We start from the raw sequence: 24,049 nt of genomic DNA on the forward strand, positions 1-24,049 counted from the left end.
ATGCTGCTCACTGTACTTCTCAGTATGGGGATTGCGGCAGGATGTCTGCTGTCCGGCAGGATTCTGTTTCATTATTTCCAGCTGGAAAGCTATCAGTTCCCGGGATACTTTCGTACGGTCAGAAGAAATCTCCTCAAATCCCTTCTGCCGGGTTTCCTTTTTATGCTGCTGTTTGGTATTTCCGCAGGACTTCTCAGCCTGGTTGTTCAGGGAAAAGGAAACAATGCTTTTTTCTGCGTGGCTGAGATCCTGATCCTTGCTGCAGGCGGCTGGTTCATTGGCAGACAGTGTTCTGAAAAACATGCCAAAAAGGCATTTGTACTGACAGCACGGGTTAAAAGACTGTATATCGTTTCCTTTATTGTTCTGACGCTGCTGCTTTGTCTTATTATCCGTATGACAACCGGTTACGCAGGACGTTATGCCGCTGCCATACTGATTGTTTTTCCTGTTCTTCTGCCTCTCTGGACCGCACTGTGCGGACTTCTGGCGTGGCCGGTGGAAAAGGCAATCAGCGAAATGTATTTCAGGGACGCGCAGCGTATTCTCCGGGAAAGAAAAGACCTGATCAGAATCGGCATCACCGGCAGCTGGGGCAAAACCAGCGTTAAGTTCATACTCGGTACAATCCTTGAAGAGAAATACCGGACTCTGGTCACTCCGGCCAGCTTTAATACCCCTATGGGGGTCACAAAAGTGATCCGGACCCGGCTTGAACCGGGACACCGTGTTTTTGTCGCGGAGATGGGAGCCAGGCATGTCGGGGATATCAGGGAAATGTGCCGGCTTGTACATCCTGAAATAGGGATTATCACCTCCGTGGGCCCGCAGCACCTGGACACTTTCCGGACAGTGGAGCGTGTTGCAGGAACAAAATATGAGCTGATCGAGGCCCTTCCTGAAGACGGTGAAGCCTTCTTTGCCGATGATGACGGAATCTGCAGAAAGCTATATGATAAAACGAAAAACAAAAAGCACCTGACTGGGCTTGACAGGGAGAAGGATGAGGTATGGGCTGAGGAGATAGCCTATACACAGAGAGGTACAACATTTGTACTTTGTACTGAAGAAGGACGTTATCCCTGCCATACACAGCTTCTGGGTGAACTGAATATAAGGAATATCCTCCTGTGTGCTTCCGTTGCAATCAGCCTCGGACTGACGAAAGAACAGATTGTACGGGGAATCAGCAGGATCCAGCCTGTGGAGCACCGGCTTCAGCTGACCAGCCATCCGGATGGACTCAGTGTTATAGATGACGCATTCAACAGCAACATAAAAGGCGCCAGACAGGCCTTCCAGGTGCTGAAACAGTTTCCGGGAAAAAGAATCATTGTTACTCCGGGCATGGTCGAACTGGGAAGCCGGGAATACGAACTGAACAGGGAATTCGGAGAAGCAATGGCCGATTGCTGTGATATTGCGATCCTTGTGGGGAAAAAACGGTGTGAACCCATTGCGGAAGGACTTAAAAACGGCGGATTTCCTGTGGATTCGATTATGATGGTGTCATCATTGAATGAAGCGGCAGAACTGCTTCGGAATATATCGGGAGCAGGGGATACTGTTTTATTTGAAAACGATCTGCCTGATAATTATACGGAAGGCTGACGGAGGACAGAAGTATGAAAAAAACAATCGGAGTTATATTCGGAAGCAGAAGCTGTGAAAGGGAAGTCGCGATTATCAGCGCGGTTCAGCTGATGCGCCATATTGACACGGAAAAGTACAACACAGTTCCTGTTTATATTGATGAGACCGGAAACTGGTACACCGGAGAAAAACTGATGGACATCAATACTTATAAGCCGTTCCGCGGGGATCAGAAAGGGATTGTCAAAGTTTTTCCGGATCTTTCCTCCGCTTCCGGTGCCCTGCTGACACTGAACAGGGGAACGGGACTTTTCAGCCGTGAAAAAATCGAAATTGCTGCCCGTATTGATGTATATATCGTTGTCATGCACGGCCTGAACGGGGAAGACGGTACGCTGCAGGGCCTGCTTGAACTGGCCAATGTACCTTATACTTCCACAGGTGTTGCCGGCAGTGCCCTGGGAATGGATAAAATCATGATGAAGCAGTTTTTCCGGGGAGCCGGACTGCCTGTCCTGCCCGGAATATGGTTTTCACGTAGCGCGTTCCGGAGTGACCGTGATTCTGTTGCCAAACAGGTCGAAAAAGAAATCGGATATCCTGTATTTGTCAAGCCGGCCAATCTGGGGTCAAGCATAGGCGTAAGCCGTGCTGATGACAGGGAATCCCTTTATGACAGCCTTGAACTTGCTTTTGAATACGACCGGCGTGTTCTGGTTGAAAAAGGCCTGGATAAACCTGTTGAACTGAACTGCAGCGTAAAAGGATACGATGATGATGTGCAGGCATCCCCGATTGAAATGCCTCTGAACAGCGACGGTTTCCTGGATTTCGGAGATAAATACCTTGCATCCGGCGGCAGCAAAGGTATGGCGAGTCTTCACAGGGTTCTGCCGGCTCCGATCGAAGACAGCCTGAGGGATGAGATCCAGGAAATGAGCAGGACAATCTTCCGTCTGCTGGACTGCAAGGGAGTCGTGCGGATCGACTATATGTTTGACCGCGAAAGCGAGAAAACCTATATCACAGAAATCAATACCATTCCGGGAAGCCTGGCGTTTTATCTCTGGGAAAACGCAGGAATTCCGTACAGCAGCCTGATTAATGATATGATTGAATACGCTGAGAGAGCGCACGCTGATAAAAACACGGCCAATTATGCCTACACCAGCGACATACTGAAAAATGTTTCGCTGGGAGCAAAGGGAGCTAAAGGAAGCAAAGCTGCAAAGCTTTCAAAATGATGAAAGGGCCCACGAATAAGCATGCTTGAGAAAATTCACTCCCCGCGTGACCTGGATGGGCTGTCCTATGAACAGATTGAACAGCTGGCAGGAGAAATACGCAGGGAACTTATCTCAACCGTTTCAGTAAACGGCGGACATCTGGCTTCCAATCTCGGTGTGGTGGAACTGACGCTTGCGCTGCATCGAGTGTTTCATATGCCTGAAGATAAGGTCATTTTCGATGTGGGTCATCAGAGTTATGTCCATAAGATGATCACAGGAAGATATGACAGGTTCACAAGCCTTCGTTCCTACGGCGGTATAGCAGGCTTTCCCAAAAGAAGCGAAAGTGAATACGATTGTTTTGAAACAGGACATGCCAGTACAGCCATCTCCGCTGCCCTGGGGATGGCCAGGGCAAGGGATTATCAGAAAGAGCAGTATGAAGTGATTGCTGTTGTCGGAGACGGAGCGCTCACAGGCGGGATGTGCTACGAGGCACTGAATGACGCTGGAAACAGCGGAACCAAAATGATCGTGATCCTGAACGACAATGAAATGAGCATTGCCCCGAACGTCGGCGCGCTTTCCAACTACCTGACAAATCTCAGAATCAGTGCCGGGTGGCAGAGTGCCAAAAGAAAGGTCCGTCACCTGAACAGCGTTCCTTTGATCGGAAAGCCCCTCTATAAAACAATTCACGGGATCAAAAGACTGGTTCGTTCCGTGTTTGTCAGGGATTCTGAAAGCGGCTTTTTTGAAGCGCTTGGTTTTGCGTATTTCGGACCGATCAACGGACATGACCAGGCGGGTATGGAAAAAGCATTCCGGCAGGCCAAACAGTATAAAGGTTCATGTGTTATTCATGTACTGACCAAAAAAGGATACGGATATGAAAAAGCGGAAGAAAGGCCGGAAGCCTTCCACGGCACACCGCCTTTCTATATCGAAACGGGATACAGAATCGATAAGCCTTCCTGCCCGTCCTGGGGGCATATGATGGCTGACACGCTTGCCGACATGTCAGAAACAGATTCGAGGATTGTAGCCATTACAGCCGCAATGAAACTGGGGACGGGACTGGATCACTTTGGTGAACGTTTTCCGGACAGGCTTCTTGATGTGGGCATTGCTGAGGAACATGCCGTAACAATGGCTGCCGGACTTGCTGCGGGCGGCATGAGACCTTATGTGGCAGTATATTCAAGCTTTTTCCAGCGCTGCTATGACCAGATGCTCCATGATGTATGCATGCAGAATCTGCCCGTTGTTTTCCTGCTTGACCGAAGCGGGATCGGGGGAGAAGACGGACAGACGCATCACGGCCTGTTTGATCTTTCCCTCTCGCTTCCGGTTCCCGGCCTGACAGTGCTTGCTCCTTCCTCATCCGCAGAACTGGTCAGCATGCTTCAATGGACCCTGACACAGGATGGGCCGTGTGTGATCCGTTATCCCAAATCCATGAAGGAATGCGGGACGCAACAGGGTCAGGATTTCTGTCCGGCCAGATGGACAGCGATGACAGAGGAAAGCAGTGTTCTTCTGCTGTCGGCAGGGTCTATGGTTCCTGTTGCCATGGATGTTTATAACAGACTGAAAGATGAAAAGATCAATACAACAGTTGTCAACTGTTCAACACTGAAGCCGCTTGATGAGGCGTTTCTGGCTGCTGTTCCGCAGACGGCATCTGTTTTCACACTGGAGGAACATATGGTAACAGGAGGCTTTGGTGAATATGTCAGCGGCCTCTGTCTTGAAAAAGGATATAAAGTCCCGATGTATTGCTTTGGCGTCAGGGACCAGTATATACAGCACGGAGATCACGGGCATCTGATGAAGGACGCGGGTCTTGATGCTGACTCTGTTGCTGATACAATCCGGAAATTGCTGAAGGGAGCGTAAGAATTTGGCTGATAAAAAGAGAGCCGATATCGTTCTTGTGCAGCAGCAGCTGTGCGAAAGCAGGGAAAGGGCACAGGCTGCCATTATGGAGGGCAGGGTATACCTTGGTGAAAAAAGGATCAACAAAGCATCAGAAATGGTCAGCGAAAACGGTGAACTGACCATCAGGGCTCCTGAAAATGATTATGTAAGCAGAGGCGCGCTTAAGCTGGAAAAAGCAATTCGTGTATTCAATGCAGACCTGAAAGACAAAACCGTGATGGATATCGGCTCCAGCACAGGCGGATTTACAGATGTGTGTCTGCGCAATGGCGCCAGGCACGTCTATTCTATAGACGTGGGATACGGACAGCTGGACTGGAAACTGAGAAATGACTCGCGTGTGACCGTCATGGAAAGAACAAACGCGAGATATCTTGAACCGGAAATGTTCCGGGAAAAACCCTCAGTGACGGTTATGGATGTCAGCTTTATTTCCATCAGGCTGATTCTTCCTGTTGCGGCACGGATCATGGGTGAAGGGGGCATATTCTACACGCTGATCAAGCCGCAGTTTGAGGCGGGCAGGGAGCACGTAGGGAAAAACGGAGTTGTGCGTGATCCCGAAACGCACAAAAACGTTCTGAACGGGATTATATCCTATGCGGATCAGATCGGCCTCCGGGTTATTGCTATGGATTATTCACCCATTACCGGTCCCAAGGGGAATATTGAGTTTCTTGCTGAGATCATCAGAAAAGATGACAGCCATGAAGGAATCAGCACAGATCAGGTCTGTGAGCTTGTTCGTGACGCACATGAACATATGACACAGTCATAAGCCTCTTCCGGAAAACAGTTCCACGGGAATTCCGATGGCGGTACGGAAGACGCGCGGACCGACATACTGCTTTGAACAGGATGAGGGAAAGAAATACACCCGGCCCACAGGGCGGGGTTTTTTCCTTTTACAGGACTGCCGTATTTCCGGTCACCTGCAAGAGGAAGACCGCGTGAAGCGAACTGAATACGAATCTGATGGGTTCTTCCTGTATGAATACGAACATGGATCAGCGACAGGACCTGATCCTCACGGGTGACAGAATGGATGACAGTCCATTCACAGGAGGCTTCTTTCACACCTTTGCGCATCTGCCGGGCAATAAATGTTTTGTTTTGGCGGCGGTCATGAAACAACAGGTCGGTATAGCAGCCCCTGTCAGTTTCCGGGCGGCCGCAGACGACGGCAAAGTAATCCTTGTCCACTTTGCCGTCGCGGAAAAGCGTCTGAAGCAGACCGCATATACGGGAAGAGAGCGCGAGAATACAGACACCGCCTGTACCCCGGTCCAGACGATGCACCGGATATGTTTTCAGACCTGTCTGATCATTGACAAGATCAGGCAGCCCCGGTGATTCAGAAGAGATTCCGACAGGCTTCTCACAGACCAGTAACTGGTCATCCCGGTACAGTATACGTATCATAAAGACCTGTCCTTTACATGAATATATACATTGTTTATTCGTATAAAACGGAAAAAACAACGTGATGCTTGAGTAAATATACAGGTTGTGTTACTATTTTGTCAAATCCCGGCGGGAGGATGAGGACTATGATAAAAACAGCCGGACTGATCCTGAACAGCAAGAATATGAATGCTGTTCAGTGTGCCGGACAGGCGGAAGCGTTTTTGCACAGACACCATATCACGACCTATAATCCTCAGACTGAAAACAGCAGTGCAGCGCCTGATGTGATCATCACGTTCGGAGGGGACGGCACTCTTCTGATCGGAGCGCGTTATGCCATGAAATACGATATACCGCTCCTTGGAATCAATCTGGGAACGGTTGGATTTCTGACGGAAGAGGATCCTGATCACCTGGATGAAGCGCTTGAAGCGATTATCGAAGACAGGTATCAGATCGAAACCAGAAGCCTTCTGCATATCAGCAGTCCGGAAACAGGGAATGAATATTACGCGCTGAACGATGCTGTGATTACACGGGGAGGCTATGCCCGGCTTATCCGCGTTGACGCATTTGTCAATCAGAGGGAATACGGATCATTTACCGCCGACGGGATTATTGTTGCGACTCCCACAGGTTCAACCGGGTATTCACTGTCTGCCGGCGGTCCGATTGTCGAGCCGGAAATGAACTGTATGATCATCACCCCTGTATGCTCACACAGCATGCAGCACTGTCCCTGCATTGTGCCTGAAAACGCGCGCATACGCCTGGTGCTTAATCGGGAAAGAGAGCAGACGGCAGAACTGCAGATAGATGGTCAGAGTATGGAAAGTCTCAGAACCGGAGATGAAATCCATATCACAGGTACAGATAAAAAAATCCGGCTGATCCGTATACATCCATATGACTTCTTCGGGCTGATGCGCAGAAAACTCAGTGAATGGGGAATCTGAACGGTCTTTACGGAGGTATGATTTGATATGAAGTCCAAAAGACAAAACGAAATTCTGGATATTATCTCTTCAAAAGATATTGAAACACAGGAAGAACTCGCTTCAGTCCTTCGCTCACTCGGTTATAAAGTGACCCAGGCTACGGTATCCAGGGATATCCGTGAACTGAGGCTGATCAAAGTTACAGCAGGTGACGGCGGGTTCAAATATGCAAAACCGGAAAAGCATGAGATCGCTGTAAGTGAAAGACTGACAAGAATCCTGAATGATTCCCTGATCAGTGTGGATTCTTCAGGCAATATTATTGTGATTAAAACGCTCAGCGGCTCAGCCAATGTGGCGGCTGAGGCACTGGACAATCTGGGCTGGCCTGAAATCCTCGGTACGATCGCCGGAGACAACACTGTTTTTATGGTTGTAGGCGATCATTCGGACACGGAAGAGATCACCAATCGTATCCGCAAACTGACTGATCATTGATAAAATACCGGGGGAATAAAATGCTGGAGTCATTAACAATCCGCCATGTGGCGCTGATCGATGAAGCAACAATCTGTTTTCATCCCGGAATGCAGGTGATGACAGGTGAAACCGGCGCGGGAAAAAGTATTGTTGTTGATTCGGTGAACCTGATTCTCGGCGGAAGGGCAGACCGTGACCTGATCAGGACAGGATGCGAAAAAGCATCGGTTGAAGCAGTCTTCTCCGTGCAGAACAACCGCCAGGCACTTGATTATCTGAAACAGGAAGGCATTGACTGTGATGATACCCTGACGGTATACCGTGAGATTTCCATCAGTGGGAAAAACACCTGCAGGGTTAACGGGGTTATGATCCCTGTTTCGGCACTGAAAGATCTGGCTGCAATGCTGCTGGATCTTCACGGACAAAGTGATCAGCTTTTTCTGTCAGATCCGTCCGCACAGCTGGCTTTTCTCGATCAGACCGGCGATGAAAAACACAGGAAGCTCCTGATTCAAATCAGGGAGGAGTATGCCAAATTTATCGATAATCACCGGGCGTATGCCAGGCTTGTACGGCAGAACGAAAACAGGGAAGCAAGAATGCGGTCGCTTGAAAGGGACCTGGAAGAGCTGAAAAAAGCCCATGTTGAAACCGGTGAAGCGGATCAGCTTCTTGCAAAACGGAAACAGCTGGCGGAAGATGAAAAAACAGCAAGATCCCTGAATGAGATCAGCAACGTTCTTACCGGTGAAGAAGACGGTTCGTCCTGTCTCGGAAAAATCAAAGACACTGCTTCCGTATTACGGGCTTTATCCCTTCATGATGATCAGATCCGCGAAATCAGTGAAAGATGCGATAATCTGTATTATGAACTGGAAGATATCGCATATCAGATCAGTATGCTGACCGAGCGGAACGGATACGAGCCGGGAGCGCTTGAAAAAACTGACAACAGGCTGGACCTGATCCACAGGCTTGAACGCAAACACGGTGTGGATGCAGATGAAATACCGGGAATGCTGGAATCCATGGAAAAAGAATACAGCTTTCTGGAAGATCTGGAAAAGCAGATCAGCGATATGTCCGCGGAGCATAAAAGGCTATTAAGCTGCTACAGAAATACGGCGAAAGAGCTGACCGCATCCAGAAGGAACCTGGCTTCCTTATTTGAAAAAAGAATGATGAAGGAACTGAATGACCTGGGCATGGAAAATACCAGGTTTGTGATTCAGTTTATGGAAAACGAGACAGGGAAGCCTGTTATGCCTACCGAGAACGGGGATGATCGCATTGAATACATGATCAGCCCGAACCCTGGCGAACCGGTCAAACCTCTTGCGAAGATTGCTTCCGGCGGAGAACTGAGCAGAATTATGCTTGCGGTCAAAACGCTTGAATCAGCGCATTCCGGTGTCGATTCAATGGTGTTTGATGAAATTGATACAGGGATCAGCGGCCGTATGGCACAGGTTGTAGCTGATAAAATGATACTGATCTCAAAGGAAAAACAGGTCATCTGCGTCACGCATCTGCCGCAGATTGCCGCCGCGGCTGATTATCAGTATCTTGTACGGAAAGCGGTGGATGACGGACGGACGCATACTTCAGTTGCCGAACTGGACACAGAGGGCCGGATCGGAGAAGTGGGCAGGATGATCAGCGGGGCAGCCGGAATGACCGAGGAATCAAAGACTTATGCATCAGGAATGATACAGGCCGCCCTGAAGCAGAAAACCGAAAGATAAATATGGATGAAAAATGCCGCACATCTTAATAAAATCGAAACAATAAAGAAAGAAACCACTTGCATTGTTTTGTTGTGGATTATATAATAAATCAATGGAAAACGTGTCGGATTTTCTTTTGCAAGAACACTCCGCTGCGACAAATATCGGGGAGGAATTTTCAATGTCCAAAAAGTATCTGTACCTCTTCACGGAAGGCGATGCCACCATGCGTGAACTGCTTGGCGGCAAAGGCGCAAATCTGGCTGAGATGACAAAGGTCGGTCTGCCGGTTCCGCAGGGCTTTACCATTTCAACAGAAGCCTGCACCCAGTATTATGAAGACGGCCGTCAAATCAATGATGAGATTCAGGCACAGATCATAGAATACATTGCCAAAATGGAAGAGATCAACGGCAAAAAGTTCGGTGATCTGAAAAACCCGCTGCTGGTTTCTGTCCGCTCCGGTGCGCGTGCATCCATGCCTGGCATGATGGATACTATTCTGAACCTGGGACTCAACGATGACGTCGTTGAAGCGATGATCGCCGGCAATCCCGATCCTAAATTCGCCCGTTTTGTTTATGACAGCTATCGCCGCTTTATCCAGATGTATTCTGATGTTGTCATGGAAGTGGGTAAAAAGTATTTCGAACAGCTGATCGACGAAATGAAAGCCAAGAAAGGCGTTTCCTACGATGTGGAACTGACAGCGGAAGACCTGAAGGAGCTGGCTGGTCAGTTTAAAGCTGAATACAAATCCAAAATCGGTTCAGATTTCCCCTCCGATCCCAAAGAGCAGCTGATGGGCGCGATAAAAGCGGTCTTCCGTTCCTGGGATAATCCGCGCGCCAATGTTTACCGCAGGGATAATGATATCCCTTACAGCTGGGGTACAGCAGTCAATGTTATGCCCATGGTTTTCGGCAACCTGAATGACAATTCCGGTACAGGCGTTGCTTTTACCAGGGATCCCGCCACCGGTGAGAACAAGCTGATGGGCGAATTCCTTGTCAATGCCCAGGGTGAAGATGTGGTTGCGGGCGTACGTACCCCCATGCCGATCTCCCAGATGAAGGAACAATTCCCGCAGGCATATGCTGAATTTGAAAAAGTATGCGATCTGCTTGAAAAGCATTACCGTGACATGCAGGATATGGAGTTTACTGTTGAAAACGGTAAACTGTATATGCTTCAGTGCCGCAACGGAAAACGCACTGCACAGGCGGCCCTGAAAATCGCCTGCGATCTTGTGGATGAAGGAATGCGCACAGAAAAAGAAGCGGTTTCCATGATCGATCCGCGCAACCTGGATACGCTGCTTCATCCCCAGTTTGACACAGCTGCGCTTAAAAAGGCTGAACCGATCGGCAAAGGACTTGGTGCCTCTCCCGGTGCTGCGTGCGGTAAGATCGTCTTCACAGCTGAAGATGCAGAAGCCTGGGCAAAAAGAGGGGAAAAAGTTGTCCTGGTACGCCTCGAGACTTCTCCCGAAGATATTACCGGCATGAAGAGCGCACAGGGAATACTGACAGTACGCGGCGGCATGACAAGCCATGCGGCGGTTGTGGCACGCGGTATGGGTACCTGCTGTGTTTCCGGCTGCGGTGATATCGCCATGGATGAAGAAAACAAGAAGTTTACACTTGCCGGAAAGACATTCCATGAAGGTGATTTCATTTCCATTGACGGTACAACAGGCAATATCTATGACGGCCTGATTCCGACGGTGGACGCCCGTATTGCCGGTGAATTCGGCAGGATCATGGCGTGGGCTGACAAGTATCGTAAACTGCATGTTCGCACCAATGCCGATACGCCTGCGGATGCACGGAAAGCCCGCGAGCTCGGTGCGGAAGGTATCGGCCTGTGCCGTACGGAGCACATGTTCTTTGAACCGGAACGTATCGCTGCTTTCCGCGAGATGATCTGTTCCGATACGGTTGAGGAAAGGGAAGCGGCGCTTGATAAAATCCTGTCTTATCAGCAGGGAGACTTCGAAAAACTGTACGAAGCGCTTGAAGGATATCCGGTATGCATCCGGTTCCTGGATCCTCCGCTTCATGAGTTTGTTCCCACCAGCGAGGAAGAGATCCAGCTGCTGGCCAAAGCACAGGGCAAGAGCGTTGAGACGATTAAAAATATTATATCCTCCCTGCATGAATTCAACCCGATGATGGGTCACCGCGGATGCCGTCTTGCGGTCACTTATCCTGAAATTGCCAAAATGCAGACAAGGGCTGTGATCAGGGCTGCGATCAAAACACAGAAAGACCACCCTGAATGGAATGTACGGCCTGAGATCATGATCCCGCTGGTATGTGAAGTCAAGGAACTCAAGTATGTGAAAAAGACTGTTGTGGAAACCGCTGACGCGGAGATCGCGGCTGCGGGTGTCAAGCTTGAGTATGAAGTCGGAACCATGATTGAGATTCCGAGGGCTGCCCTGACTGCTGACGAAATTGCCGCTGAAGCTGACTTCTTCTGCTTCGGCACCAATGACCTGACACAGATGACCTTTGGCTTCAGCCGGGATGATGCAGGCAAATTCCTGGGCGCATATTATGAATCCAAAATTTTCGAAAGCGATCCTTTTGCCAGACTGGATCAGAAAGGTGTGGGCAAGCTGATGAAGATGGCTATTGAACTGGGCCGGCCGGTCAACCAGAAGCTGCATGTAGGTATCTGCGGTGAGCACGGCGGCGATCCCAGCTCTGTTGAATTCTGCCACAGGATCGGGCTTGACTATGTGAGCTGTTCTCCTTTCCGTGTTCCGATTGCACGCCTTGCCGCTGCGCAGGCTGCGATCAGCGAATCCGGCAAATAATGATCTCCTGGTCCCATACAGAACCGGCGTTTGAATGCACCGGTTCTTTTTATAACTGATGAACCATAAAAAAGACCTGCGGGAATGCTTTTCCGCAGGTTTATTCTTTTTCCGCCTCTTCAGCAGCTGATCTGGCAGTACTCCAGTCATATCCCTTTCTGACAAGGAATTGTATCACTTTCTGACGGCTTTTGAGCCGGTCTTCGGATGAACTGTATTTTTTCCATGCTTTACGGGCGAGCAGTAAAGCGCCGGATGTATCTTCACAGGATTCCTGTCTGTCGAAGCAATCCTGAATGATATCATCAGGTATACCTTTATATTTCAGTTCGCGGCGGATCAAAGAAGGACCGTAACCACGCTGCTGCCGGAAGTGAATCCATTGCTCGCAAAAAGAAATGTCATCAATCAGTTTTTCTTTCTCCAGCTTATACAGAACAAGTTCTGTAACTTCTTCTGTATAATGATGCAGCATAAGCCTTCTGCGTATTTCCCCGGTGCTGCACGGACGCCTCGCGAGCATCGATACAGCGTGATTCAGTGCCCGTGGATACTGACAGATTCGGATCCATTGATAAAAGGATTCCGGATCATATTTCTTCCCCTCATAACATCCTTCCGCATAGACATCAGATTGAGTGAGCCAGAAAATCTCACCGTTATCAAGCCTGACAGAAACTCTGGAACGGTTTCGGGAAATCTCCTGTATTGTTACCATGACGGAAGCTCCTTCCGGAATGCCCAGCGCATAAAATCCCTGTTTGATAATCCAAGACGACCGCTTCTGGCTTCACTGCATCCGCCGTTCAGAGTAATAAGCAGACGTCCTGTTGATTCTTCCCAGAATGCACCGTCAACGCATCCGTAAGCGAAACCCTGGTGTCCAAGAATGCGACTATTGGAAACAGACGGATCCTTTACGATCAGCAGTCCAAGGCCATAGGAGAGCGTAGGGGACAGCTTTCCGTAAACAGCATGTTCTTTTTTCATTTCAGACAATATATTACCGGACAGAAACCCGTTTTCGCCGTAGATCAGGACATGGAACATGGTCTGTAATGAAGCGATGTCAGTATACATACTGCCGGCGGTATGCCCGTAATGACGCAGGGGATCTGCTTCCGTAAGCTGCTTTGAACCAAGCGGGGTGAGGATCATCTCATTCCTCTCGCGATATGGAAGAACGCGGACAACAGGAACTATTTTGTCCCTGGGAAGAATGCACCCTTCCAGGGTTGCGTTCATATGCAGAGGAGAGAAAAGAAAATCGTTGAAAATACCGCTTACCGGACGATCAAGCAATGCTTCCAGGATGCAGCCGATCAGACCGTATCCCAGGTTGGAATAATGAAAGGAACTGCCTGCAGGAAACTGTCTTGAGTCATGAAGCAGATCAGTAAAAGGGACGCCTTTTTCAAGGCTGGATTCAAGACCTGCAGGATCAACAAGCCCGGATGTGTGGGACAGAAGGTGCCTGATCGTAATGCCATCGAGACTGCTGCCTGAATAAAAAGAACGCAGGTAATGGCTGATCGGAGCGTCAAGTGACAGAATATCACAATCAGCAAGGCGGAGTGTCAGCAGAGATGTGGCAGTTTTTGTGATGGAAGCAACGCGGAAAAAGGAATCAGGCTGAGCAGCGTGAGGGGGACAGATGGATGAAGTACAGATAACAGAGGAAAGACTGCCGGTTTCAATCAGTGTTGAAGAGCCAAGCACATGGTGCCTGCGGATCAGCCTGCGAAACACATCCGGATGAGTCAGACTGTGGCCGTACACATCGGATACAGGATTGGTTCCGCTGTCTGTTTGGCTGAAAGGAAGCACAAAACGATAAACAATATTTTTAAGCCTGGATGTCGGCATTCCGGACCTCCGAATGAGTCAGTCGATGATAAACAGAAAACAGGCACAATGTCATATAAAGCGCATAGATCAGCAGGATGAGCAGAATGCGGGATATGGACAGGGTATAAAGGCAGTATCCCGTAATCATACAGAACAGCAGGAAGATTGAAAAAGCCAGCGCTGAAGGGAAAAGGATATACCGTACAGGAATGGAAAGGGAAGTCCGTCTGCGGGCTGAAATATAAAAGACAATAAAAACAGATATACAAAGTAAAACACTCAGAAGCTGACTGATCCGTACAGACGAAGCATATAAGGAATCCAGGCGCATTTCTTCAATGATGAGACGCCCGGCAGCATAAAGGAAAAGGTAGAAAAAGAACAGATCTCCCTGTTTCCGGTTTGGCTTATGCCACAGAACGGTTAAAAACAGAAAAACAATGAAATCCCATACGGATTCATAGAAGAAGGTTGCCAAATGCCATGCATACTGATCCGCGGGGACCTGGACAGCTAGGGGGAAAAAACAAATGGCGGTTCCCGTGACGTTGAAACCGTAAGCCTCAATATTGAACCAGTTTCCCCAGCGGCCGATGCTCTGAGCCAGAGCCAGTCCGGGTACGATAATATCACACAGGAGTAACGCAGAGAGATGCCGCCTGCGTGCAAAAAGAAAGAGAATGATCAGGCCCGCAATCACACCGCCGTAGATCGCCAGACCTCCTTCCCAGATGCGAAAAACAGAAAGAAGATCGCCTGAAAACTGATCCCAGGAAAAAATCACATAGTAAAGCCTTGCGCCGATAATCCCAAAGGGAAGGATCCAAAAAGCAAGATCGATCACTGTATCTTTCGGGAAACCGGCTTTCTGCTCTTTCCGGCATGAAAGGAAAACAGCCAGAGAAGCGCCGATCACAATGAGAAAACTATACCACGGAACGGGATAGATCAGGTATCTTGAATAAGGAACAGATGACATGCTAAATCTCCTCAGTACAGATACAGATATTATAAAAGTGGCTGTAACGGGTGTCAATCTGAGAAAACCATACAGGTGCATTGCAGAGAAATGATGTTTCTGGTAAAATACCATGAAGGAACCAATAACGCGAAATCATGTGAGGAGGAACCCGTTATGAGCAAGGTTGTCGTTTTTGATCATCCTCTTATCCAGCATAAGCTCAGCATTATGCGTGATAAGAATACAGGCACAAAGGAATTTCGCGAGCTGCTGTCCGAAATTGCCATGCTGATGGTATTCGAAGTAACCAGAGACCTGGAAACAAAAGAGATAGATGTGGAAACTCCTATTACAACGTGCAAGTGCCGGGTTCTCTCCGGTAAAAAACTTGGTATTGTTCCGATCCTGCGCGCAGGTCTCGGTATGGTTGACGGTGTGATCAATCTTGTTCCGGCTGCCCGTGTAGGTCATATTGGACTGTACAGGGACCCCAAAACGCTTGAACCTGTTGAGTATTACTGCAAGCTGCCTGAAGACAGCGAGAACAGGGAACTGCTGATCCTTGATCCGATGCTCGCAACCGGAGGAAGCGCCAGCGCGGCTATCAGTTTTATCAAACAAAGAGGATGCCATCATATGCGTCTTGTAAACCTGATCGCGGCGCCTGAAGGCATTGCCAGAATCCAGAAAGACCATCCTGATGTGGATATCTATGTAGCCGCACTGGATGATCACCTGAACGATCATGGTTATATCGTACCCGGCCTCGGTGATGCCGGAGACCGCCTTTTCGGCACGAAGTGATAAAATGCCTCAAAAACCTTTATATCAGAGATCTCCGATTCTGAAAGTGCCGCATTGCTTTCCGGCAAACGGAACGATCCGTACAACAGATCATCGAATAGCGAACCTGTATCAGAAAGCCAGCCAATGGAATGAAAAGCCTTGTGTATGGGAAGGCTTGTTTAAAGTTGCCTGTCTGATTAAAAACAAACCGGCAGATGAACCTGTGGCAGGTTTCATTTATAATGCCATACGGGACACGGACAACGGATCAGTTGAAGGCAGTCTCGCGGAACAGATCCAAAAGATGCGGGCGGCTTTTGCCGTATTCGAATACAATACAGACCGTACTATCCTGAAAAGGATCGCGGTCTGGCTTCGTTATCTTGAAATCGAATATGACAAACTGTCCCTTCAGGATCATTTCCTTTACAGGCCCGCAGATCTTATGGAACTGCTGATCCGTTTTTATCTTGTCACCGGAATGAAATCTGTTCTCAGACTGTGTGCCAGGGTAAGAGCAACTGCGTTTGACTGGACTACTGCGCTTCATACTTTCCAGCAATCCATTCCTGTAACAGAGGATACTGACGGTTTTCCTGATTCCCTGCCGGCGAAACCGCAGGAAATGGATTACTGCCAGAAAGAAAAACTGATCAATTATGCTGAACTGCTTGCCGACGGAATGAGGTACACTTTATATGCGGGGATGTTCAGCGGAAACAAACAGGATCTTTCGTCAGGGAATAATCTCTGGCAGTACCTGAAAAAGCATCATCATGCCCTGTGCGGCGGTACAACTTCAAATCCGTTTTTATGCGGGAGTCAGGCCGATCAGCCTGTTGACAACGCTGCCCTTGCGGCGTGGACAGAGGCTTTTTCGTCCCAGATGATTCTGCCTGATTCTGAATGGGCGCTGGATGAAATGATCCGTATTGTTTTCAACGGACTTGATGACTGCCTGCAGTGTGATGTTGTTCCGGAAAGACAGTACCTGAATACGGTTTCTGAAAGAAATGTTCCTGTGAACAATCCGGAAAAGATATACGCCAGAATGACAAGAGCTGCTGCCGCTGCCTATAAACACGCTGTATCACTGACAGAAGACGGGATCCGCATCAATTATCTCATTCCGGCCAGATATCTTCTGATGGTTCAGAAACAGAATATGATTCTTCATATGGATTCTTTTTCCGCCCATATTCAATGTAAAAAGAAAATTTATACATATGCTGATTTCTATATTCCCTCCATCGGATCGTACAGCGTTATGGTCATCAGAAACAGGGAGCAGAATGAGTGTACCCCGCATCACCACAGCACGGATACGGGATGTTATATCCGTGTGAAGGGTGAATGGAAGGATCAGGACGGATTTGTCATCAAGGAAAGCGGAAAAACTTTCTGTGAACAAACCCATCATCAGGGTGTGTGCTTTTACGCGGGCAACCGGCTGCTGTCAGCAGAGGCTTCGCCGGGTGAGTATGCATATACGGTCTGTGAAATGCCGGAAAAAACGGACGGAAGGTTCATTGTTCAGACTTCAATTACAGAACAATGGCGTCAGAAGGACGGTCAGCCCGGGGATATTCCGGTCCTGCCTGAAAAGAAGGGACCTGTGTCCGGGACAGAACTGCATTATTATCATATGACAAAGAATCGTATTACGATGTTTCCGAGGGTTAACAATTTATGTTTCAAGTAAGGCTTGCTCCCATGTGCGGCATTACAGATCATATTTTCAGAACAATCTGTTACGAGCAGGGATGTGATCTTGCCTATACTGAAATGATCAGCGCAATGGGGTATCTGTGCGCACCGAACCAGCGGGCCACAAAGGAACTGATGATCCGGGGAGAAAACGAGCCTGCGCTGATTCTGCAGTTATTCGGAAGGGATCCGGATACAGTGGCGGAAGCCGCCGAACGCATATGCGATCTCGGCCTGTACAACGGCATTGACCTGAACATGGGATGTCCGGCGAAAAAAATAGCACCGTCCGGCGAGGGGTGCGGATTGATGAGAACGCCTGAAACAGCCCGTGAAATGATGAGAAAAACAGTTGCAGCGTCTTCTGTGCCTGTTTCGGTAAAAATCAGAATGGGATATGACCGGGAACACATCAACGCCGTTGAATTCGCGAGGATGGCTGAAGATTCGGGCGTTTCTTCCATCACTGTTCACGGAAGGACCAGAGAGCAGCAGTATTCAGGAGAAGCTGACTGGGAGATCATCGAAAAAGTAAAAAACAGCGTTCATATTCCCGTGATTGGTAACGGGGATATTTTTACGGCAGATGACGCGATTCAGAAGCAGAAAGCCAGTCATACAGACGGCGTTATGATCGGAAGAGGCGCCATGGGGAATCCGTGGATCTTCAGAAGTATCAAAAGACGGATGAACGGGGAAAGCGAAACCCCGGTAACAACCGATGAAAAACACAGGATGATCATCAGGCATTATCATATGATGCTTGAGACAAAACCTGAAAACATAGCGGTCAGGGAAATGAGAAAACACATCGGATGGTATATCAAAGGAATGAAGGGCGCTGCCCAGTTCAGACTTGAAATCAACCGCTGTACAGAGGCCTGCGAGGCAATGCGTATCATTGATTGTTTCTTTGAAGAAGCTGACAGATATCAAAAAGCAGAACCGGAGGCAGAAAAATGAGGAAACATGTTGGTGTATATATCATAATCATTATCCTGTTTCTGACAACTGTTATATCCGGTGCTGCGGCAGAGATACAGGACATGATGGAAACCATGCTTACCGGCAGTCAGTCAGAGCCTGTTTCCATTGTGATTGAATCGCCTGAATACCTGCAGATTGCACAATATGAAGGTGAAAGAGTCGAGAGTCTCAACCGCCTGATGAAGCATTTTTCTGTATGTATCAATATGGATGAAGATGTCAGCAGGACTGTGTTTTCCATTGATAAAGAACCGTTCTATACCATTTATACATATGTCGGCGAAAACAATCAGACTGATTATGAGCAGCTGCCAAATGACGGACAGGAATCAGACAATGGGGAGCCGGTGACTGATCAGAAAGATGATATTATTGAGTTTCTTGACAGTCGCTTTTTCCACATGAACCGGCTGCTTGACGGATTGTATCCTGTATTTGAAAATGCTGCTGATGTATATAAAGAGTACTCTTCTGTTTCCAGCGCGAACCTGAACTTTTCAGGATACGGGCGGGGCGTCAAAAGAATCACCATACAGCTTTCGCCTGACAAAGTCCGTGAATTGTTTCCGGAATCATTTCACCTTTTATCCGCGGATGAGTACACCAGTGCTTTTCTGAACAGCCTTTCCTTTCAGGGAAACCAGAAAATTATCTTGTTGTATGACAAAGAAGATCATCTGATCAGGGTGAATTATGACGGGATACTGGGTTTGTCAGCTGAAAAACTGAGGAAGGTTTCCATCGTCTGGAAATGCTTCAGGGATGAAAATTACAGGAAAGACGCTATTGTGCTGAAAACCCCTGAAGTAAAGGGATATGACAGGGACAACATCACATATGAACGTGATTATACTGTAACGGATGATGAAAATGCATCCGTCAGCTGGAATATGCAGATTGACCGGAAACAGGGGCAGGTCAAAAGAAAAACCCAGTTCAGTGCTGCAATATCGCTGACTGCGGGTACCCTGTCAGGTGAAATAACGTATAACATCAAACAGGACAGTACAGATCAGACCATTGGCGTCTCAACAGAGATTGTGAAAGAAAACAGGTCTGAATACAACGGAATACTTGAAATTACAAACAAAAAAGGTAAAATAGTGACAAGCAGTATAAAGACCGGAATCAGACTGGGTGCCGGCGAAAGCATGAAAAGACCTTCTGTCAGCACAAACACTGATCTTGAATATATGCCAGCGGGACATGACGCCGGTGCTGAACTGAATGATACGCAGACGGATTTTACGCAGGTGCTTGTTCAGAAACTGCTGGAACTGCCGAAAGAGGATCTCAGTTTCCTAAGTAAGGACATACCGGATGAAATCTGGAATACACTGATTCAATATAAGTAATAGGGAGAAAAAATCATGAAAAAGAGATTGGCCGTTATTATTGCGATAATCCTCACTTTGATTGTCAGCAGCAGTTATGCAGCCTATAACACGCTTCCGGAAAAAATGTACAAGCAGCTTGCGATCGGAAGCGGTCTGAAGGGAACAGTCTCCATTCATGCTGAAGGAGAAAAGTTCAACACACCCTTCCTCAGAACTGTCAGCGGCGCGGAATTCAACCTTCGCGGCGAAATCTCCGTTCCGGAAAATGATTTGTATTTTTATCTTTTCCAGGACGATGAAGGCAATCAGTCGGCCATGTCGGAACTGTACAGAAAAGAAGGCGTTTATTATTTCAGAAGTGATATGGTTCAGGGAAAAACGCTTGTTTTTCCGACTCCTGTTCAGTATCTTGAATCTTTGTTTCCTGTAAAAGGAGAAAACATTTCTCCTGCTGTTTTTATCATGAATATTGTTTCCCTCCCTGAAAATGACGTGAAACAGAACTGGGATCCTGTACTGACAAAATACCAGAACGAACTGGAGATGTGGCTTGCGGGATACACGGTGAACGCGGAAACAGTAAAGCAGGAAAACGGAGTTTCCGCCCTTGTGTTCTCCTATGAAATTCCAATGAGCGATGTCAATACACAGATCATTCAGCTTTTCAGCGAGCTGACAACAGATCCTGAGGTTATTGCACTCCTTGATACGGTGATGACGCAGGAAGAAAAAGACCTCTATCTGAACAATAATCTTTTGTATTACTATTCAGAAGCGCTGAAATCCATAGATGCAGAAAGTACTCTGAAAATGAACAAACGTGTTTCCGCGCTTGGTGAAGTGCTTGGATTCAAGCTGGAGCTGCCTCTGGATGAAAAAAGCACAGGCTGTCAGATGTTCAGCATGGAGATGACAGACGGCAATACGATCTATACATTAAAAAAGGAAAACGAAGTTACTGTTCTCGGACTGCCTGTCCAGGATAATAATGAAGCGCTGTCATACAATAAGAACCTTTGGTTCTCGCGTGTTTCCAGTGATACAGACAAGGATAACCTTTCTGTCCGGATTGAAATAAACAAAACAAATGAAGCATTTAAAACAAAAAACGCCAAAGATGAGGAAATCAGCAACGAGAAGAACCTGTACAAGGTGAGCATTATCCATGACACCAGATACCTCCCGGAAGACACTGACACATCAAAGCTCCAGGAATTTGAAACAATCAATGCAGATGTTGAAATGCATTATTCAAGCAAATACGCGCAGAGCAGCGGAACCAAGCTGGTTATCAATGCGTCTGTTCATCAGGGAGAATCGGTTATGACCGTAAAGGCCGAAATGAATACAGTCCGGAACTGGCCGTTTATTCCGTTTGAAATCAGCAATCCCGTTTATACCGAAACAGATACCAAAACGGTTCTGGCTCCCTACCTGGAAGAGTGGGCTGCCAACGCCCGGTCCATGCTTCGGTATATGAATGATGAGACGGAAGACACAGCTTCAGCATTGAATGATACCGCAGAAAGCAATCCTCAGTCTGAAAACGAAACAGACGGCGGAAATGAGCCGGCATCGGAAGAGAACAGTGAATCCGGTCAGGAATAAAATAACTGATATATACAGGGGTTACAGATGAAAAGGTTATTCTGTACTTTAATCGTCATCATATGCTTTGCCTGTTCAGCTGCTTCCGCAGGTGGGCATATTGGCATTGAGGGTACTGTTTCCGGTCAGAATAACGGGGAAATTATAACAGCTGATCTTTATCAGCAGAACGGGGACACCATTCTTGTGTCCTCTTTATTTCCGGATCTCGCAGTTATACTGAATCACGGATGCTGTACGGATGATATACTGTATGAGCTGTTCCTGTTTAAACCCGGACGGTTTGCGTCCGTCATGGATATGACAGACAGGATCCTTGCGGAATGGCTGCAGCGCCTGAATATGAAAACGCATTCAGGAAGCTATTCAGGAGAGGTTTTTGAATATGCTTCTTCCGTGAGTACAACGTCTTTCCAGCTTTCTGATTTTGCTCGTTTTCTGGATGATGTTTTCTCAAAAGAATACCATCCGGATACTGAAACTGACACGACAGAATCAGTATTGTATTACGGATTCCTGTCAGATGTCGCAAAAAAACTCCAGAGCATTCCGGAAAATGACAAGATTCTTGTCAGCGTACGCTGCTATGATGAAAACAGATACTTTACATTCGCAATACAGAAGCAGAATGAGACCATCTGTACCATTTCCGTTGACAACACAGCGGATCATGCAAGACGCGTTATCTCAGGTCATAAGGAGAACGGGAAGTATTACTATCATGACATAACCTATTCGGCCGGACTGGAATCCTTTACCGTTGAAAATCGTTTTTACGGCGGTACACAGTCCTCTTTCCTGAACCTGTCCGATCGGAATCCTCTGATCCGGACTTCCCTGTATGCTGTTGAAAACAGTGACCATACCTGTCGTTATGAGTATAAAGCGGAATCCGCCGCACTGGGTGATCCTTTCATTGTTTCAGGGATTCAACAGGAAAACAGTCTGAGCCTGGAAATCCTTGCAGGGGAGAGCGGCAGGGAAATAGCGCATATTTCTGCGTATTATGACAATATGAAAAATCCAGTGTCTTTTTCTGATAAAAAGACACTGGATTCTGAACTGAAAGAGGATTATGACACTATCAGCATGAACTTTATTGCCGCGGGCCTGACGCTGGCGGATAAGGTATTTCCCAATTTGCCGTTATCCTATCAGAAAATCATTTTCTCGCTTATGCCCGGTCTCTGAACAGAAATATTATAATTCAGCAACAGTACATACCGCATAGGAAGAAATCCCTTCCATACGACCTTCAAAACCAAGCTTTTCTGTTGTGGTTGCCTTCACATTGATCCTGTCTTCCGGCAAATTCAATACAGAAGCTATGTTACTGATCATTTGCGGAATATAGGGAAGAAGCTTTGGCTTCTGCGCAACGATTGTAACATCCGCGTTTGCGGCTTTATAGCCTGCATCCCGTATAATCCTGACTGTTTCCTGAAGAAGATGAACGGAAGATATCCCTTTATACCGGTCATCGGTATCAGGAAAATGTTTTCCTATGTCTCCAAGAGCACAGGCGCCAAGCATAGCGTCCATGAGCGCGTGCAGAGCCACATCTGCGTCGCTGTGCCCGAGAAGGCCTGATTCAAAGGGTATCTCCACTCCGCAAAGGATGAGTTTTCTGCCTTCAACCAGACGATGAACGTCGTATCCCATTCCAACACGCATGGTATGAGCAACTCCTTGTATGATTGATTTGGCCCTGGCAATATCCTGGGGTTCTGTGAGCTTGATATTATCCGGTGATCCCGGAACAACTTTAACGGGTATATGATAATGCTCAAGCAAACCTGCGTCATCCGTACACTCTATTCCATCCCTGAATGCATTCAGCGCAACCGGCAGGAGAGTGCCGGCTGTAAATCCCTGAGGAGTCTGTATTTCGTACAGATTTGTCCTGTCAGGCGTATGGACGACAAGATGATCCGCGTTACAGATTTTACAAGTACTGGAAGCAGGGATACCAGGAATTCCGGTTCCGCAGGTTTCAACAGAATGGATTACGCGTTCAATCAGCATAGGATCAACAAGGCATCTTGCAGCATCATGAACCAGGATAATATCCTCAGGATTCGTATTCAGTGCTTTCAACCCGTTCAGAACGGATTCCTGCCTGGTTTCACCTCCGCATACATAGCGGCAGGGAAAAGGAAGAGAGGAATGACTGATCGACTCCTGTATAAATGACTGTTCATCCGCATGTGAAACAATGATCATTTCATCCGCAAACGAACAGAATGCTTCTATACTTCTTTGAATAACAGTTTTCCCGCAGAGCGAAAGGAGCGCTTTATTGTAGGGGAGATTCATTCTCGTTCCGCGCCCGCCTGCGAGCATAATGACATACCTTTTCATGCTTTATTACGCTCCGAAGAAAGGTAAGCATCCTCTTCCAGGACTTTATACATTTCAGATGCAAGCTCTTTACTGACGGTTTCACGTACAGAAAGGATCTCATAGAATCCTGTATGTTCTCCGAAACGTATACTGACAATATCGCCTTCTTTTACGTCAGAAGAAGGTTTCGCAACTTTCTGGTTGATCATGACACGTCCGCTGCTGCACGCTTCGCTAGCGACAGTGCGGCGTTTGATAATTCTGGAAACTTTGAGATATTTGTCTATCCGCATATTACCCTCACAAAACAAAGCCCGCAGGAAACAGTGT

20 protein-coding genes are annotated in these 24,049 nt (G+C 47.7%); 14 read left to right on the top strand and 6 right to left on the bottom strand.

The window, feature by feature from the left end; genetic code table 11:
* From JYE50_RS03600 to JYE50_RS03615, 4 genes are read left to right on the top strand one after another with little or no spacing between them, the layout of a single operon-like run.
* Entirely contained in the window at nucleotides 1-1,611 is a 1,611-nt protein-coding gene (locus JYE50_RS03600) for a UDP-N-acetylmuramoyl-tripeptide--D-alanyl-D-alanine ligase (RefSeq protein ID WP_084094520.1), read from the top strand.
* Between the two features lie 14 nt (nucleotides 1,612-1,625).
* Entirely contained in the window at nucleotides 1,626-2,837 is a 1,212-nt protein-coding gene (locus JYE50_RS03605) for a D-alanine--D-alanine ligase family protein (RefSeq protein ID WP_084094521.1), read from the top strand.
* Nucleotides 2,838-2,858: 21 nt separating this feature from the next.
* The gene (gene dxs / locus JYE50_RS03610; protein WP_084094522.1) at nucleotides 2,859-4,721 is read left to right on the top strand and encodes a 1-deoxy-D-xylulose-5-phosphate synthase; all 1,863 of its coding nucleotides are present in this window, start codon (nucleotides 2,859-2,861) and stop codon (nucleotides 4,719-4,721) included.
* A 4-nt stretch (nucleotides 4,722-4,725) separates the two neighbouring features.
* Complete coding sequence (locus JYE50_RS03615) at nucleotides 4,726-5,541, top strand: TlyA family RNA methyltransferase (protein ID WP_084094523.1); 816 nt, start codon at nucleotides 4,726-4,728, stop codon at nucleotides 5,539-5,541.
* Here JYE50_RS03615 and JYE50_RS15495 read toward each other — a convergent pair.
* On the bottom strand, nucleotides 5,490-6,185 hold the full coding sequence (locus JYE50_RS15495; protein WP_084094524.1) for an RluA family pseudouridine synthase: 696 nt from the start codon (nucleotides 6,183-6,185) through the stop codon (nucleotides 5,490-5,492). The two genes, JYE50_RS03615 and JYE50_RS15495, sit on opposite strands and share 52 nt — an antisense overlap.
* Before the next feature lie 128 nt (nucleotides 6,186-6,313).
* Here JYE50_RS15495 and JYE50_RS03625 point away from each other — a divergent pair, with 128 nt between their 5' ends.
* The 4 genes from JYE50_RS03625 to ppdK all read left to right on the top strand — a co-directional run bounded on the left by JYE50_RS03625 (nucleotide 6,314) and on the right by ppdK (nucleotide 12,142).
* Nucleotides 6,314-7,126, top strand: a complete 813-nt coding sequence (locus tag JYE50_RS03625; RefSeq protein ID WP_179138192.1) for an NAD(+)/NADH kinase — start codon at nucleotides 6,314-6,316, stop codon at nucleotides 7,124-7,126.
* A gap of 27 nt (nucleotides 7,127-7,153) precedes the next feature.
* Nucleotides 7,154-7,606 carry an arginine repressor gene (locus JYE50_RS03630; RefSeq protein ID WP_084094526.1) on the top strand — a complete coding sequence of 151 codons (453 nt, stop codon included), beginning with the start codon at nucleotides 7,154-7,156 and terminating at the stop codon, nucleotides 7,604-7,606.
* 20 nt (nucleotides 7,607-7,626) lie between these two features.
* Nucleotides 7,627-9,336 carry a DNA repair protein RecN gene (gene recN, locus JYE50_RS03635; RefSeq protein ID WP_084094527.1) on the top strand — a complete coding sequence of 570 codons (1,710 nt, stop codon included), beginning with the start codon at nucleotides 7,627-7,629 and terminating at the stop codon, nucleotides 9,334-9,336.
* A 163-nt stretch (nucleotides 9,337-9,499) separates the two neighbouring features.
* Entirely contained in the window at nucleotides 9,500-12,142 is a 2,643-nt protein-coding gene (gene ppdK, locus JYE50_RS03640) for a pyruvate, phosphate dikinase (RefSeq protein WP_084094528.1), read from the top strand.
* A 100-nt stretch (nucleotides 12,143-12,242) separates the two neighbouring features.
* Here ppdK and JYE50_RS03645 read toward each other — a convergent pair whose 3' ends face one another.
* Genes JYE50_RS03645 through lgt form a run of 3 tightly spaced genes read right to left on the bottom strand, consistent with a single transcriptional unit; the run spans nucleotide 12,243 to nucleotide 14,969 of the window.
* Nucleotides 12,243-12,860: a regulatory protein RecX gene (locus tag JYE50_RS03645; protein WP_084094529.1), complete on the bottom strand. Its 618-nt coding sequence runs from the start codon at nucleotides 12,858-12,860 to the stop codon at nucleotides 12,243-12,245.
* Nucleotides 12,854-14,008, bottom strand: coding sequence for a serine hydrolase domain-containing protein (locus tag JYE50_RS03650; protein ID WP_084094530.1), 1,155 nt, complete (start codon nucleotides 14,006-14,008; stop codon nucleotides 12,854-12,856). Before JYE50_RS03650 ends, JYE50_RS03645 begins: the two co-directional genes overlap by 7 nt.
* Nucleotides 13,989-14,969, bottom strand: coding sequence for a prolipoprotein diacylglyceryl transferase (gene lgt, locus JYE50_RS03655; RefSeq protein ID WP_179138193.1), 981 nt, complete (start codon nucleotides 14,967-14,969; stop codon nucleotides 13,989-13,991). The genes JYE50_RS03650 and lgt overlap by 20 nt, the downstream gene beginning before the upstream one ends.
* A 156-nt stretch (nucleotides 14,970-15,125) precedes the next feature.
* Here lgt and upp point away from each other — a divergent pair, with 156 nt between their 5' ends.
* The 6 genes from upp (at nucleotide 15,126) to JYE50_RS03685 (ending at nucleotide 22,567) form a co-directional block, all read left to right on the top strand.
* A complete protein-coding gene (gene upp / locus JYE50_RS03660) occupies nucleotides 15,126-15,755 on the top strand; it encodes a uracil phosphoribosyltransferase (RefSeq protein ID WP_084094532.1) in 630 nt (209 codons plus the stop codon).
* Between the two features lie 205 nt (nucleotides 15,756-15,960).
* Complete coding sequence (locus JYE50_RS03665) at nucleotides 15,961-17,439, top strand: hypothetical protein (RefSeq protein WP_143763488.1); 1,479 nt, start codon at nucleotides 15,961-15,963, stop codon at nucleotides 17,437-17,439.
* The gene (gene dusB, locus JYE50_RS03670) at nucleotides 17,427-18,407 is read left to right on the top strand and encodes a tRNA dihydrouridine synthase DusB (protein WP_084094534.1); all 981 of its coding nucleotides are present in this window, start codon (nucleotides 17,427-17,429) and stop codon (nucleotides 18,405-18,407) included. The genes JYE50_RS03665 and dusB overlap by 13 nt, the downstream gene beginning before the upstream one ends.
* Nucleotides 18,404-19,786, top strand: coding sequence for a hypothetical protein (locus JYE50_RS03675; protein WP_084094535.1), 1,383 nt, complete (start codon nucleotides 18,404-18,406; stop codon nucleotides 19,784-19,786). Before dusB ends, JYE50_RS03675 begins: the two co-directional genes overlap by 4 nt.
* A gap of 15 nt (nucleotides 19,787-19,801) precedes the next feature.
* Nucleotides 19,802-21,376 carry a hypothetical protein gene (locus tag JYE50_RS03680; RefSeq protein WP_084094536.1) on the top strand — a complete coding sequence of 525 codons (1,575 nt, stop codon included), beginning with the start codon at nucleotides 19,802-19,804 and terminating at the stop codon, nucleotides 21,374-21,376.
* A gap of 186 nt (nucleotides 21,377-21,562) precedes the next feature.
* The gene (locus JYE50_RS03685; RefSeq protein ID WP_143763490.1) at nucleotides 21,563-22,567 is read left to right on the top strand and encodes a hypothetical protein; all 1,005 of its coding nucleotides are present in this window, start codon (nucleotides 21,563-21,565) and stop codon (nucleotides 22,565-22,567) included.
* Nucleotides 22,568-22,576: 9 nt separating this feature from the next.
* Here the strand turns inward: JYE50_RS03685 and ispF are convergent, their stop codons facing one another.
* A complete protein-coding gene (ispF, locus tag JYE50_RS03690) occupies nucleotides 22,577-23,737 on the bottom strand; it encodes a 2-C-methyl-D-erythritol 2,4-cyclodiphosphate synthase (RefSeq protein ID WP_084094538.1) in 1,161 nt (386 codons plus the stop codon).
* Nucleotides 23,734-24,012 (bottom strand): RNA-binding S4 domain-containing protein, encoded by a 279-nt coding sequence (locus JYE50_RS03695; protein WP_084094539.1) that lies wholly within the window; start codon nucleotides 24,010-24,012, stop codon nucleotides 23,734-23,736. The genes ispF and JYE50_RS03695 overlap by 4 nt, the downstream gene beginning before the upstream one ends.
* Nucleotides 24,013-24,049 lie beyond the last annotated feature (37 nt).

Source organism: Aristaeella lactis, assembly GCF_018118585.1.
In the GTDB taxonomy this organism is placed as follows: domain Bacteria; phylum Bacillota; class Clostridia; order Christensenellales; family Aristaeellaceae; genus Aristaeella; species Aristaeella lactis.